General features: G+C 69.5%; 14 protein-coding genes. 9 read left to right on the forward strand and 5 right to left on the reverse strand.

Features of this window, described 5'->3' with window-relative positions; genetic code table 11:
- The first annotated feature begins 63 nt into the window (after nt 1-63).
- The gene (locus ABZZ74_RS40530; RefSeq protein ID WP_356949156.1) at nt 64-873 is read left to right on the forward strand and encodes an NAD(P)H-binding protein; all 810 of its coding nucleotides are present in this window, start codon (nt 64-66) and stop codon (nt 871-873) included.
- 268 nt (nt 874-1,141) lie between these two features.
- Here the strand turns inward: ABZZ74_RS40530 and ABZZ74_RS40535 are convergent, their stop codons facing one another.
- The 5 genes from ABZZ74_RS40535 to ABZZ74_RS40555 all read right to left on the reverse strand — a co-directional run bounded on the left by ABZZ74_RS40535 (nt 1,142) and on the right by ABZZ74_RS40555 (nt 5,825).
- Complete coding sequence (locus ABZZ74_RS40535; RefSeq protein ID WP_356949157.1) at nt 1,142-1,687, reverse strand: DoxX family protein; 546 nt, start codon at nt 1,685-1,687, stop codon at nt 1,142-1,144.
- Nucleotides 1,688-1,833: 146 nt separating this feature from the next.
- Nucleotides 1,834-2,604: an SDR family oxidoreductase gene (locus ABZZ74_RS40540; RefSeq protein ID WP_356949158.1), complete on the reverse strand. Its 771-nt coding sequence runs from the start codon at nt 2,602-2,604 to the stop codon at nt 1,834-1,836.
- Nucleotides 2,601-3,902, reverse strand: a complete 1,302-nt coding sequence (gene hisD, locus ABZZ74_RS40545; protein WP_356949159.1) for a histidinol dehydrogenase — start codon at nt 3,900-3,902, stop codon at nt 2,601-2,603. Before hisD ends, ABZZ74_RS40540 begins: the two co-directional genes overlap by 4 nt.
- Before the next feature lie 28 nt (nt 3,903-3,930).
- On the reverse strand, nt 3,931-4,866 hold the full coding sequence (locus ABZZ74_RS40550; protein ID WP_356949160.1) for a VOC family protein: 936 nt from the start codon (nt 4,864-4,866) through the stop codon (nt 3,931-3,933).
- Nucleotides 4,863-5,825, reverse strand: a complete 963-nt coding sequence (locus ABZZ74_RS40555; protein ID WP_356949161.1) for a fumarylacetoacetate hydrolase family protein — start codon at nt 5,823-5,825, stop codon at nt 4,863-4,865. The genes ABZZ74_RS40550 and ABZZ74_RS40555 overlap by 4 nt, the downstream gene beginning before the upstream one ends.
- Nucleotides 5,826-6,077: 252 nt before the next feature.
- Between ABZZ74_RS40555 and ABZZ74_RS40560 the strand changes: the two genes are divergently transcribed.
- The 8 genes from ABZZ74_RS40560 (at nt 6,078) to ABZZ74_RS40595 (ending at nt 13,842) form a co-directional block, all read left to right on the forward strand.
- A complete protein-coding gene (locus tag ABZZ74_RS40560) occupies nt 6,078-6,383 on the forward strand; it encodes an antibiotic biosynthesis monooxygenase (RefSeq protein ID WP_356949162.1) in 306 nt (101 codons plus the stop codon).
- A gap of 37 nt (nt 6,384-6,420) precedes the next feature.
- Nucleotides 6,421-7,545, forward strand: coding sequence for an FAD-dependent monooxygenase (locus ABZZ74_RS40565; protein ID WP_356949163.1), 1,125 nt, complete (start codon nt 6,421-6,423; stop codon nt 7,543-7,545).
- Nucleotides 7,542-8,555: an amidohydrolase family protein gene (locus ABZZ74_RS40570; protein ID WP_356949164.1), complete on the forward strand. Its 1,014-nt coding sequence runs from the start codon at nt 7,542-7,544 to the stop codon at nt 8,553-8,555. The genes ABZZ74_RS40565 and ABZZ74_RS40570 overlap by 4 nt, the downstream gene beginning before the upstream one ends.
- Nucleotides 8,552-9,520 carry a cyclase family protein gene (locus ABZZ74_RS40575; RefSeq protein ID WP_356949165.1) on the forward strand — a complete coding sequence of 323 codons (969 nt, stop codon included), beginning with the start codon at nt 8,552-8,554 and terminating at the stop codon, nt 9,518-9,520. The genes ABZZ74_RS40570 and ABZZ74_RS40575 overlap by 4 nt, the downstream gene beginning before the upstream one ends.
- Nucleotides 9,517-10,899, forward strand: a complete 1,383-nt coding sequence (locus ABZZ74_RS40580) for an FAD-binding oxidoreductase (RefSeq protein WP_356949166.1) — start codon at nt 9,517-9,519, stop codon at nt 10,897-10,899. Before ABZZ74_RS40575 ends, ABZZ74_RS40580 begins: the two co-directional genes overlap by 4 nt.
- A gap of 3 nt (nt 10,900-10,902) precedes the next feature.
- A complete protein-coding gene (locus ABZZ74_RS40585; RefSeq protein ID WP_356949167.1) occupies nt 10,903-11,859 on the forward strand; it encodes a fumarylacetoacetate hydrolase family protein in 957 nt (318 codons plus the stop codon).
- A gap of 190 nt (nt 11,860-12,049) precedes the next feature.
- A complete protein-coding gene (locus ABZZ74_RS40590; RefSeq protein ID WP_356949168.1) occupies nt 12,050-13,033 on the forward strand; it encodes a LysR family transcriptional regulator in 984 nt (327 codons plus the stop codon).
- A gap of 38 nt (nt 13,034-13,071) precedes the next feature.
- Entirely contained in the window at nt 13,072-13,842 is a 771-nt protein-coding gene (locus tag ABZZ74_RS40595; RefSeq protein WP_356949169.1) for an SDR family oxidoreductase, read from the forward strand.
- Nucleotides 13,843-14,117 lie beyond the last annotated feature (275 nt).

Consider the following 14,117-nt stretch of genomic DNA (forward strand, 5'->3'; position numbering starts at 1 on the left):
CGCCGCCGTGCCGCCATTCACGTCCACAACCAACAGGTCCACACCCAATAGGAGGCCCCCATCATGGTGGCAGTTGTCTTCGGCGCTCGCGGCAATGTCGCTCGTCATGTGGCCGATGGCCTGCTGGCCGCCGGTGAGCAGGTCAGAGCAGTCAGCAGGACCCCAGTCTCGGGCTCGACGCCCGGGTGGGAAGCCGTCGCCGCCGACCTGGACCGTCCCGAGACGCTGCCCGCGGCGCTCGACGGCGCGGACAAGATGTTCCTGTACGGAATGCTCGACCCCCAGAAGCCCTACGACATCGAGAAGGTCGCTGCGGCGGCCACAGCCGCGGGGATCCGGCAGGTGGTCCTGCTCTCGTCAGTGTCGGTCGTGAACCACGACGCCGACCACCCGGTCCCCCGCCTGAACCGCACGATCGAGCAGGCCATCCAACGGTCCGGCATGGACTGGACGTTCGTCAGGCCAGGGACGTTCGCGATCAACACCCGCACCTGGTGGGCCGAATCAATCCGCACGGACAACGTCGTCCGTCTTCCCTATCCGCTCGCACAGTCGGCACCGGTGCACGAGAAGGACATCGCGGCCCTTGCGGTGACCGCCCTGACCGAACCGGGTCACTCGCACCAGGCATACATCATCTACGGAGCCGAGTCCCTGACCCTCAAACGGCAGGTCGAGTACATCGGCGAGGCCCTCGGCCGCCGCATCCGGGTCGAACACGTCTCCGACGAGCAGGCTCGCGCGAACGTGGGCAGAACCATGCATCCGGTCGTGGCCGAGGCGATGGTGAGTCAGTGGGCCGCTGCCGACGGCGTCCCGGCCCTGACCTCCGTCATCGCCGAAAAGATCACCGGCACGCCAGCGCACACATAGCCCAGTGGGCCGTCGACCACGCCGACGACTTCCGCTGAGCTTGTCGGAGATCAGTGGCGTGGCGTCAACCACTTGTACCGATGTTCCCCGAAGCCGATGAACGGCTCGCCCCCATACTCGTGGACGACGTGCCAGTGCGGATTGTGGCGGGGGCTGTGGCAGCACTTCGGGTCCACCACCGGCCGCGCGACTGGTAAGCCCGCATGTTCACGTGTCGCGTATTCTCCGGTGGCTTCCGCGGCTTGATGGCGATCCCTTTTCGTGTGGACTAGTCCGCCGGCAACGGCTCTCGCGTCAGACCCTCACCGCTGGTCCCGACCTGCGGGGGCTGAGACGGCTTCGACTGCACGGCTTCTTCCTTGTGATCGAGCCCCAGCAGGGAGTCGAGCGACAGGGTGCCCGGTCCAAGCACCAGTACGGCAAGAAGCGCGGCGAGCATGAGGATGTCCACCTCCGCACCGCCGGAGCCCTTCGGACCGAGAACACCCAGGTGGAGGGCGTCGAGTTTGACCAGGACCGCGGTGCCCAGCATTTCCAGGCTGAGGAGCGCCGCGGCGACACGGGTCAGCAGTCCGAGCACGAGCAGGCCACCGCAGGCGAGTTCCATGGACGGCACCAGCCAGCGCAGCACCGAGGTGAAGGGCAGACCGGTCGGCCGCAGGAGGAAGTTCTCGAAGTTGTCGAGACCGAGAACGTTGATCTTGAAGAGGCTGTGCAGGATCATCAGCCAGCCGATCGTCGTCCGCACGACGACCATCAGCGGATCGTTGAGCCTGCTGAGCCGGTTCGCGGCTGAGGTGTAGAGACGCATCATTGAGTCCTTCGAACAGGTGGGTGTGGAGTGGAGGGTCTGCGTCGGGCAAGTGGTGTGAGGAGGTCCTGCGCTTGCCTCGATCACGGGGTGCCGCGTGACCGGCACACATACGTCTGGCGGCCAGAGACATGACGTGCCATCTCTGGCTAGGCCGGTGCGATCATCCCTGCCGACAGGTCGATGTCGGCTCCGCACAGCCCCGGCATGGCCAGCATGGCTACCAGGGCCTGGGCGACCTCGTCCTCCTCGACCAGCCGGCCCAGCGCTGCCCGTGAGGCGAAGTCCCGCTCGGCTTCCTCGACGGTGCCGCCCGTCAATTCGGCCGTCAGCCGGAAGTTGCGGTCCATCCGGGGGCCCCGGACCGGCCCGGGCGACAGGGAGTTGACGGCGACGCCCTGCGGACCGACCTCTCCCGCCAGCGTCCGGGTCAGACCCAGCAGCGCCATCTTGGAGGCTGTGTACGGGGTGCGGTTCAGCAGAGGGCGTTTGCCGCTCACGGAGGCCACGTTGACGATGTCACCGCGACCCGCTGCCAGCATGGGCGGCAGGAAGGCCCGGCACATCAGATAGACGCCGCGGACGTTGGCAGCGAACACGTTGTCCCACTCGTCCGGTTCGATGTCGACGAGGGGACGCACCGGGCCGGCCACACCCGCGTTGTTGACGAGCAACGACACGTCCTCGTCGGCGAGCTCGGCCGCGAGCGCACGCACCGCATCAGGGTCGGAGACGTCGCACACGGCCGTACGCGCCTGACCGCCTTCCTTCTCCGCCCGAGCCGCTGCCTCCGCGAGTGCCTGCTCCGTGCGGCCGACGAGGACCACCCGGGCCCCGGCCGCCGCCAGGGCGAGTGCGAAGGCCCGCCCCAGCGGCCCTCCGCCCCCTGTGACCAGCGCCGTACGGCCGTCGAGACTCATGCCGTGTTCCAGGCAAGCTCGTCGCCCGCCACCTTCGCGGCCCGGACGTCACCGGAGCGCGCGTGCCCCTCGAACAGCTCCACCCGCGCGGCCCGCCCGCACAGCCGGCCGAGCAGGGTCTGCGCGTCGGTGTTGGTGACCTCCTGGTAAGTAACGGTCTTCAGGTACTTACCGACCCACAGGCCGCCGGTGTAGCGGGCCGCGCCACGCGTCGGCAGGACGTGGTTGGTACCGATCACCTTGTCGCCGAAAGACACGCAGGTGCCCTCGCCGAGGAACAGAGCACCGTACTGCGTCATGCGCTCCAACGCGAGCCTCGGCTCGGCGGTGAGTACCTCCACGTGCTCGAACGCGAACTCGTCGGCGAGCGCGTACAGTTCGTCGACCGAGTCGACGACGTGCACCTGGCCGTGATCCCGCCAGGCGGGCTCGGCGAAGTCCCGGGTGGGCATGGTCGGCAGCAGCCGCTCCACCTCGGCGATGGTCCGCTCGGCGAGCTCGCGGGATGTCGTGATGAGCACGGCGGGCGAGTCCGGGCCGTGTTCGGCCTGGGAGAGCAGGTCAACGGCGCATACGAAGGGGTCGGCGTGCTCGTCTGCCAGCACCAGGATCTCGGTGGGACCGGCGAACAGGTCGATGCCGATCTCGCCGAACAGCTGCCGCTTGGCCTCGGCGACATACGCGTTGCCGGGGCCGGCGATCAGGTTGACCGGCTCCATGGTGTCCGTGCCGACGGCCATCGCGGCCACCGCTTGGACGCCGCCCAGCAGCCAGATCTCGTCCGCGCCCGCCAGGTGCATGGCGGCGACGGTGGCGGCCGGGATCTCGCCGCGGATCGGGGGCGTACAGGCGACGACCCGGGGCACACCGGCCACCTTGGCGGTGACGATGGTCATGTGGGCGGAGGCGGTGAGCGGGTAGCGGCCACCGGGGACGTAAGCGCCCGCGGCCTGCACGGGGATGTGCTTCTGGCCGAGCCAGACGCCCGGCAGGGTCTCCACCTCGAACTCCGTCATCGAGTCCAGCTGGTGGCGGGCGAAGGTGCGAACCTGCTCCTGGACGAAGCAGATGTCGTCGATGACCTGCTGCGGCACCGACGCGACGATCTTCTCGACCTCCTCCTCGCTCAGCCGGAAAGAACCGGGGCTCCACTTGTCGAACTTCTCGGAGTACTCACGCACGGCCTTGTCGCCGCGCTCGCGGATGTCCGCGATGACGCCGGCAACGGTCTCGCGGACCTGCCCGAGGGAGGCGGTCACCTCGGCCTTGGGGACGGCGTGCTTCAGGATCTCTGCCACAACTACGGCCTTTCTCAGAAGAGTCGGATCACACGGGCGGTGCTTCGAAAAGCACGTCGGGGTCGTTGAACTGCTCCTTGGCGACCGACTCGCTCATCGGGTCGGCGGTGCCCCACTGGTCCTGGGTGACCGGGTCGTCGACGTCGTGCCGGCCCGGGTGCCACAGGTCCTCTTCGAGGACGGCGAGCTCGGTGGTGTACTCCACTGTGTTGCCGTGCGGGTCGTGGAAGTAGGAGAAGGTGTTGTCGCCCGCGAGGTGCCGGCCCGGCCCCCAGGTCAGGCGCGTCCCGGCGCGCAGAGCCCGCCCGGTGCCGCGCATGTACTCCTCCACCCCTCGCATCTCGAACGACGCGTGGTGCAAGGAGACATGAGGCCCACGGGCGATGGCGAAGGAGTGGTGCAGGGGGCTGCACCGCAGGAAGTACATGAGGTCGCCCATGTGCGTGGAGTACAGGGTGTCGGTGAGCCGGAAACCGAGGTGCTCGATGTAGAAGTCCCGCAGCCCCTCGGGATCCTGGGAGTTGACGACGCAGTGCGAGAGGCGGACCGGAATCGCCTCACGTTCCTCGATCTTCCGGTGATCGCGGACGGCGACATCCGCGGAGACCTCGACGACCCGGCCGTCCGGGTCGAAGAAGCGGATGCCGTAGCCGCCGCCCGGTGTGTCCAAGGCTCGCGGCTCATGCACGAGCTGGACGCCCGCACGCCCGAGCCGTACCGCCAGTTCGTCCACGGCCTCCGGCGAGACAGCCCCGAAGGCCACCAGATCCATCCGCTTCCGCTCGTCCTTGCGGATGCGGACGACGTACTGCTCGGGGCTGCCCTCGGCGGCGAAGAACGCGAGACCGCTGTCGCTGGCGACCTCGGTCAGGCCCCAGGTGGTGCCGAAGAAGGCTCGCTGGACATCGAAGTCCGGCACGGCCAGATCGACATGGCGCAGATGGGTGATGGGCTGGAAGGTCACTGTCCGCTCCTGACGGTGTTGCGCTGCAGGCCCAGGCCTGTGATCTCGGACTCCACGACGTCGCCGGGCTTGAGGAAGACGCCCCAGTGCGCGCCGTTGCCGGCCGGTGAGCCGGTGAGCAGGAGGTCACCGGGGCGCAGGGTGGTGGTCGTGGAGACGTACGCGATGAGCCGCGGGATGTCGAAGATCATGTCCTTGGTGGACTCGTCCTGACGGACGACGCCGTTGTGCCGGAGGGTGATCCGCAGGTCGTTCGGGTCACCGACGAACGCGGCCGGGACAAGGAAGGGCCCGGTCGGCAGGAAGGTGTCGGCGTTCTTGGCGGTGAACCAGTCCGTGCCGATGGCCTTCAGGTCGGGCCGGTAGAGGCGGTCACGGGTGGTGAGATCGTTGCAGATGGTGTAGGCGGCGACGTACGACATCGCGTCCTCGACGGCGATGTTCCTGCCCGGCCTGCCGATGACCAGGGCGAGCTCCAGCTCCCAGTCGTGCTGCTCGCCGTGCGCCGGCAGCACGATGTCGTCGTACGGCCCGCACATGGCACGCGGCGAACCGAGGAAGACGTAGGGCACACCGCTGCGGATCCGCTCGTCCATCATGCTCTCGGCATCCGCGCGGGCCTCCTCGGGCGTGGCGCCGTGCACGCTCTCCTTCTCCGCGGCGACCAGGTCCACCACGTGCTTGCGGTAGTTGGCGCCGCTCTGCAGGATCTGGCCCGGCTCGATCGGGGGCAGCACGTGCAGGGCGGTCAGGGGGTGCCAGGGACCGTCGGCGGACCGGGCGAGTGCGTCCAGGCGGGGCAGCCAGTTGTCCCAGTCCTCGACGAGGGCGCGTACGGACGGCACCAGGTCGGACAGGTCGCGCACCCGCGCCCCGCTGACAAGGCCGGGGAAGGCGCCCGCACTGTTGCGGAACGCGCCGAGCGCGAAGGGTCCGGTGTGGGTGAGTGGATCGGGCACAGGCGGCTCTCCTCGTACGGGTGGGGTCGCCTTCGACGCTAGGCACCACGCAGGGACGGCGGAAATGGCCGTTCGCGATGCCTGCCATCATCGGGCCGCGCCGCTGCCTGCAACGATGTGCGGCCCCACCGCGCGGCGGCTCCATCGGCGTACGGGATGGATGACGTCCTCCTTGCCGATGCCTCGATCCGTTGACCCCCGTACCCGCCGCCGATCAGGCTCGGAGCTCCCCAACCACCCCGAGGAGCACACGTGGTAGTCGAGCATGCCGAGCTGACCGTGGAGGCCGGCCGGGAAGAGGAATTCCAGGAGGTCTTCGGCAAGGCCCGTGAGCTGCTCGCCGAGGCAGACGGGTTCCGCTGGGCCGAGCTGCTGCGCTGCGACGAGCGGCCGCGGACGTTTCTCCTGCTGGTCGGCTGGGAGTCGGTCGAGGCGCACACGGCCGGCTTCCGGGAGTCGGAGCGCTTCGCGCGCTGGCGCGCCCTTGTCGGGCCGTTCTTCACCGAGCCGCCGGCCGTCGAGCACTACCACGAACTCGGCCCGCGTTTCAGCGGCTGACCGCTGCCCCCCTCTTCTACGTTCGCAAGGATCGCTCATGCCCGTACACAAGGTGCTCGTCGTCGGCGGCGGCATCACTGGAAGCGTGCTCGCCCTCGCGCTCGCCCAGCGCGGTGCCGACGTCGAGCTCGTCGAGATCTCCCCCCAATGGTTCGGTGTGGGCCACGGCATCACCCTCCAGGGCAACGCTCTCAAGGCGCTGCGCTCGGTGGGCGTGCTGGACCGGGTGCTGGCGCGGGCGGTGCCGTTCGACGTCCTTCGGCTCCGGCGTGCGGACGGCGAGCTCATCACGGAGCTGCCCACCCCCCACACCGGCGGGCCGGACCTGCCCGCGACGGCGGGGGCCCTGCGCCGCGACCTGCAGGACGCGTTGTGTGACGCCGTGTACGCGCACGGCGTCACCGTCCGTCTCGGTCTGAGCGTCGAGCGCCTCGACCAGTCGCCCCGACACGTCGACGTGGCCTTCACGGACGGCTCCACCGGCCGCTACGACCTGGTGGTGGGCGCCGACGGCATCAACTCGGCCATGCGCTCTGTGATCGGGATCGTGGAGAAACCGCGCCCGGTCGGCATGTCGATCTTCCGTGTCGTCGCCGACCGCCCCGCCGAGATGGACTGCCACGAGGTGTACTACGGCGGCCCCCGCTACAAGGCCGGCTACAGCCCGATCTCCCCCGGTCAGTGCTACACCTACCTGCTCGACGAGAACCTGGACGCATCCCTGGTCGGGCCGCGCGCCTCCCTCTCCCTCCTGCGCGAGCGCGGCGCCGGCTACGGCGGTACCTGGGGCAAGATCATCGCGTCCCTGCCCGACGACACCGCCGTCGACTACCGCTGGATCGAGGCGATTCTGGTCGACGGGCCGTGGCACCGAGGCCGCACGCTCGTCATCGGCGACGCCGCGCACGCCTGCCCGCCGCTGATCGCGCAGGGCGCGGCCATGTGCATGGAGGACGCCGTGCTCCTGGCCGAGCTGGTCACCGGGGAGGAGCCGTTGGAGAAGGCCCTCGACCACTTCATGTCCCGTCGGCTGCCACGTGTGCGGACGGTACTGGAAAACTCGCTGCAGCTGGCCGAGTGGGAGATCAACCCCGACACGCCGGGTGCCGATCCCGCGCGGATCATGTCGGAGACGCTCGACTCGCTGACGGCGGCGGCATGACCACGGCGAGCATCCCTGTCGTCGACGTCCACGGCCACCTGGCCGTGCCCGCCGCCGACGCCCTGTGCGCGGGGCAGTCCGGCCTGACCGCCGAACTGGCTGCCGAGCAACGCGCCCACAGCCCTCAGTCGCTGGCCGCCAACAGGGCTCAGCTCCAGTCGCTCGAGCCAAGGCTCACGGACGTGGGCTCGCGCCTCGCCGATCTCGACGCGATGGGCGTCGACATCCAGGTGGTCGGCCCGATGCCGATGCACCACTACTGGGCGGACGCGGACCTCGCCGTACGGCTGGCCCGCACGGTCAACGAGACGGTCGCGGAGCACTGCGCCGAGGCGCCCGAGCGGCTGTACGGCCTTGGTACGGTGCCGCTCCAGCATCCGGACCTGGCGGTGGCGCTGCTGGACGAGGCGGTCACCGAGTACGGGTTGTACGGCATCAGCGTCTCCACGACCGTGAACGGCCGGGAGCTGGCCGACCCGGCCCACGACGAGGTGTGGCGGAAGGCCGAGGAAGCCGGCGCGGTGGTCTTCGTGCACCCATGGGGGTGCTCACTCGGCGAGCGGCTCGCCACGCAGTACCTCGGGAACACGGTCGGACAGCCGGTCGAGACCACCGTGGCCCTCTCCCATCTGATCTTCACAGGCGTCCTGGACCGCTTCCCCCGGCTGAAGCTCGTCGCCGCGCACGGCGGCGGCTATCTGCCGACGTACATCGGGCGCTCCGACCACGCCTGGCATGTACGGCCGGACGCCCGCGGGTGCGCCGAGCCGCCGAGCGCCTATCTGCGGCGGATGTGGTTCGACGCGCTCGTCTACACCCCGCGCGCTCTGCGCCACCTGGTCGAGGAGGTGGGTGCCGACCGGGTCGTCCTCGGCACGGACCACCCCTTCGACATGGGCGTCGACGATCCGGTGGCCCGGCTGGACGCCGCCGGGCTGCCGGAGGCCGAACGTGCCGCGATCGCCGGGGGCAACGCTCTCGATCTGCTGCTGAAAGGACGCACCCGATGAGCCTCGGTCCCATAGAGGAAGAGCTCGCCAAGGCCCGTTCCGCCTACCGCAACTGGGGCCGCTGGGGCGAGGACGACGTACTGGGCACCCTCAACTTCATCGACGACGCGATCCGCGCCCACGCGGCGGGACTGGTCCGCCGGGGCCGGTCGCTCTCACTCGCCCTGGAGTTCAACGAGAACGGCCCGCAGCGTGGATTCCGCGGCCGGATCAACCCGGTCCACTACATGAAGGACACCGGCTCCGACGCGGCCGCCGGCACGCAGGGCTTCCCGCACGGGTTCGGCGGCGCCGACGACCACGTGGTCATGCCTCTCCAGGCCTCCACCCAGTGGGACGGGCTCGGCCACATCTACGACAACAAGCAGGCCTGGAACGGCCGTCCGTGCACCATCGTGAGCGGCGACGGCGACTCGGTCACCGGCATCGAGCACATGAGGGAAGTCTTCACAGGGCGCGGTGTCCTGCTGGACGTGGGCCGCGCGGTCGGCGACGAGCACGGGGAACTCCCCGACGGATTCCCCATCCTGGAGGAGCATCTGCGCGCCACCATCGAGGCGCAGGGCGCGACCTCCACCGTCCGCCGCGGCGACCTCGTCCTCGTGCGCACGGGCCAGCTGGGCCGCGTGAGGCGGCTGGGCAAGTGGGGCGGCTACGCGGCCGGTGACGCCCCTGGCCTCTCCTTCACCACCCTCGGCTGGCTGCACCGCACCGAGATAGGGGCGATCGCCTCCGACACCTGGGGACTGGAGGTACGTCCCTACGAATTCGCCGAGCCCGCCATGTCCCCGCTGCACCAGATCGCGATCCCGAACATGGGCCTTCCGCTGGGCGAGATGTGGGACCTGGAGGCACTGGCCGAGGACTGCGCGGCCGACGGCGTCTACGAGTTCCTGCTGGTCGCCGCTCCGCTGCCGGTCACCGGCGCGGTCGGCGCGCCCGTCAACCCGATCGCGATCAAGTGAGCAGCGCAGTGAAAACCCACCGATTCTCCGGCACTCTCCACCTCCCCGGCGACGAGGACTTCGATGAGGCATGCTTCGGCAGGGTCTTCAACGCCCGCCGCCCGTACGACCGGACGCCCGCCGCCGTACTGAAGGCCGCCACCGAACAGGACGTCGTCGAGGGAGTACGACTGGCCCTGCGGCGTGGCTGGCAGGTCGCCGTCCGCTCCGGCGGACACAGCTGGGCGGCCTGGTCGGTACGGCAGGACGCGCTGCTGATCGATCTCGGGAACTTCCGCGAGATGGCGTACGACCCGCAGACCGGCATCGTGACAGCGACGCCCAGCGTGAAGGGCGGCGACGAACTCAACCCGTACCTCGCCGAGGCCGGGCGCTTCTTCAACGGCGGGCACTGCCCCTCCGTCGGCATCGGCGGCTTCCTGCTCCAGGGCGGTCAGGGCTGGAACGCGCGCGGCTGGGGCTGGGCGGCGGAGAACATCGTGGCGATCGACGTCGTCACGGCCGAGGGCGAACTCGTGCGGGCCGACGAGACGCAGAACAGTGACCTGCTCTGGGCGGCGCGTGGCGCCGGGCCCGGGTTCTTCGGTGTCGTCACGCGCTTCCATCTGCGCACCCGCCCCCTGCCGAGGCACCTGGCGCACACCGTCCACGCCTACCCGCTTGACCTCTTCGACGAGGTCATGACCTGGCTGCAGGGCATGCACCACACGGTGTCGGACCTGGTGGAGATCGTCGCCGTCACGCAGACGCCACCGGGCGCGGAGGAACCGGTGCTCCTGGTCACGGGCGTGTCGATGACCGACACCCCCGAGCAGGCCGCCAATGCCCTGGCCCCGCTGCACGCCAACCCGTACGCCGACCGGGCCCTGTTCCGCGTCGAAGCGCAGCCCACCACGCTGGCCGAGCAACTCGCGGGTCAGCGCACCGCCAACCCCGAGGGCCACCGCTACCTCGTCGACAACGCATGGTTGACCGGGCCCGCCGAGGAGGTCGTCCCGGCGATGCGCAAGGCGTTCACCGAGCAACCCACCCGGCAGACCTTCACCATCTGGTTCTCCATGGCGCCGCTGCGTGAACTGCCCGACATGGCTCTCTCGTTGCAGTCGGAGATCTACTGCGCGACGTACGTGATCCACGACGAGCCGGAGCGGGACGCGGAGCTGCGGGCCTGGCTGGACGAGGCGATGAGGGCACTGCAGCCGGTCACCGTGGGCCAGTACCTCGGGGACTCCGACCTGACCGTACGGCAGTTGAAGTTCATGGGTGACGAGCAGTGGCGCAGGCTCCAGGAGATCCGCGACGTACGCGATCCCAAGGGCCTGTTCGTGGGCTACCTGAGCGCAGGGTCTGTCACCAACACCAACCACTGGGAGCAGTGAGGCATGCGTTTCGCGACATACGAGTACGAGGGCGTGGAGCGCGCCGGTGTGGTCCGGGACGGGGTGGTGCACCCGCTTCCTGAGGGAGTCACCGTCCTGGCGCTGGTCGAGCAGGAGGTCTTGTACGCCGCGGGGGCCGAAGCGCTCAGCGCCGCCAGCGAGCTGACGGTGGATCAGGTGCGGCTTCTGCCGCCGCTGAAGCCGCCGTCCATCCGGGACTTCGTCGGTTTCGAGGCACACATCGAGGGGGTGTCCAAATCGCTGGACGGCCTGGAGCACGTCCCGCAGGAGTGGTACCGGGCGCCGAACTTCTACTTCACCAACCCGCACGCGGCATACGGCGCGCACGACGACGTACCCGTTCCCGCGGGCTGTTCGGTTCTCGACTTCGAGCTGGAGGTCGGGGGGGTCATCGGTCGCAGCGGACGCGACCTCACGCCCGAGCAGGCGCGCGAGCATATCGTCGGCTACCTCGTCTTCAACGACTGGTCGGCGCGCGACCTGCAGAAACCGGAGAAGAACCTGGGCCTCGGCTTCTCCAAGGGCAAGGACTTCGCGAACACGCTCGGCCCGTACCTGGTCACCGCCGACGAGGTGGAGGACCGGCGCGACCCGGACGGCTTCCTGGACCTGGAGATGACCGTCACCCTCAACGGCGAGCTGATCGGCCGGGACACCCTCGCCAACGTCTCCTGGACTTTCGAGGAGATGATCGCCTACGCCAGCCGGGACGCCTGGGTGCGCCCCGGGGATGTCCTCGGCTCGGGCACGTGCGGTTGGGGCGCGCTCGCGGAGCACTGGGGACGCCTGGGGGAGCGCACCCCGCCGCCGCTCACGCCCGGCGATGAGGTGGAGCTGACCGTGGAGCGGCTGGGGACGCTGCGCAACCAGGTCGTTCCGGGGCGCGCGGACGTCTACCTCCCGCGAGCGAGGAAGCGGGGGCGGACGCCCCGACCCTAGGACGTCGAGCTGTGTGGGGCCAGTGCCCAGCTGTTCGGGCACTGGCCCCTTGACGTGTGGGTATGGCTTCGCCGAATGGCTCTCATCGCATCTTGGTGAAGGTTCGACCCCACTCTTTTCCAGACCGCAATATGGTGGTTACGCTCCCGATTCACCGATGCTTCAAAGACGTGGCCGGAAGGGGACATCCGTGATCCTGGGAGCGATCGATCTCAATCTTCTGCTTGCGCTGGAAGCGCTCCTGGAGGAGAAGAACGTCACCCACGCCGGTGTGCGCCTGTGCACCAGCCAGTCGGGGATGAGCGGCTCGCTGGCCCGGCTGCGCCGGCACTTCAACGACGAGCTGCTGGTGCGGGTAGGCCGCGAGTACGAGCTGACGCCGCTCGCCGAACGGCTGCTGCCGATCGTCCAGGCGTCCCTGCACAAGGCGGAGGAGGCGCTGTCACTGACCCGGCACTTCGATCCGGAGCACAGTCGGCAGCGCTTCTCGGTGGTGATGTCGGACTACGTGATGACGGTGTTCGTGGAGCCGCTGCTGCGGGTGATCGCGCAGGAGGCGCCAGGCGTCCGCATCGACTTCCATCCCATCGTGGACGGGCAGCTGGAGACGGAGACGCACCTGCGGTGCCACGACCTGATGATCGCGCCGCTCGGTTACCAGCTCCCAGGGGTGAGCGAGGCCGTGATGCACGACCGGTTCGTCTGTCTGGTCGACCCGGACAACCCGCGACTCGTGGACGGGCGGCTCGGCCTGCGGGACCTCGCGGAGATGCCGCACGCCGCGTGCTCGATCGGCAGGGGCAACACGCCCGTCGGCCGTCAGCTGGAGACCCTCGGCATCACCCCGAAGGTGCAGGTCAGCACACCTGGCTTCAGCGTCCTGCCGTTCCTGGTCAGCGGCACCGACCTGGTCACTCTGGTGCCGGAACGGCTCGCCCGCCGCTACGAGGGCTTCGCGCGCTGTGTCGCCGTCCCCACGCCGTTCCCCGACGTACCGCTGGTCGAGGCGATGCACTGGCACAACAACCGGCACGCGGACCCCGCGCACCGCTGGCTGCGCGAGACCGTACGCAAGGTCGGCGCCTCGCTGGACGAGCCGCTGGCCCAGGAGATCACCGCCGTTGATACCACCCATGCCGAACATCCGTTTCCGGAGCTCAGCTCGGCTTTCTAGCGTGGTACGGGAGACATCCCGTATCCCCTGGAGGAGCCGTGAGCCCCATGCGCCTGGCAGGCCGTACCGTCGTCATCACCGGAGCCGCACAGGGGCAGGGAGCCGCCGAGGTGACCGCCGCGGCCCAGGAGGGCGCGCGTGTGGTGGCCACCGATGTGCTGGACGAGGCGGGCGAGAAGCTGGCCGCGTCCCTACGCGCCGACGATCTCGACGTGCGCTTCCGGCACCTGGACGTGACGTCGCCCGAGGACTGGTCGGCGCTGGCGTCGTCGCTGGAGACCGTGCACGGGCTGGTGAACAACGCAGGCATCCCCATGCGAGCCCGCCTGGGCGAGGTCGACCTCACCGACTGGAACCGGGCCTTCACCGTGAACACCACCGGCGCGCTGCTGGGCATCCAGGCACTCGCCCCGCTCATGCCCGTCGGCGCGTCGATCGTCAACGTGGGCTCGGTCGCCGGCCTGACCGCCCACCACGCGGTCGCCTACACGACCAGCAAGTGGGCCCTGCGGGGCCTGTCGAAGGTGGCCGCGCTGGAACTCGGCCCGCGGGGGATCCGTACGAACGTGATCCACCCCGGCTACATCGAGACCCCGCTGATGGCGACGGCGAACCCAGTTTTCGTCGAGGCGCATCTGTCGATGACACCGCTGGGCCGCGCCGGCCACACGGACGAGGTGGCCCCCCTGGTGGTGTACCTGCTGTCCGACGAGTCGGCGTACGTCAACGGCGCGGAGATCACCGTCGACGGCGGGTATGCGGCCCACGGCGGAGTGAAGGCGATCACGAACGCCCTGGACACCCGCTGAACTCTGACGAGTTGGCAGGACCACGCTGCCGTTCCCTCGGCTCGATCAGCCGGTCATGGCGCAGCCGGACGACGACACTGGTCTTCCCCGGCTCCGCGTACGCCTCGCCGCACGCCCCGCCCACCGTGAGCGTCTGATCGGCCTGCCCGCACGCCGACGGCGGGCTTGCCGCAGTCGGGCCATGGACGGACGACAGCGGGGCCGTGCTTGCCTTCCGACAATGACCGTCCCACTGACGCGATCACCCCTCCGTGCCGTAGCACGGAGGGGTGATC

This window comes from Streptomyces sp. NPDC006476 (assembly GCF_040612015.1).
Classification (GTDB): domain Bacteria; phylum Actinomycetota; class Actinomycetes; order Streptomycetales; family Streptomycetaceae; genus Streptomyces; species Streptomyces griseorubiginosus_B.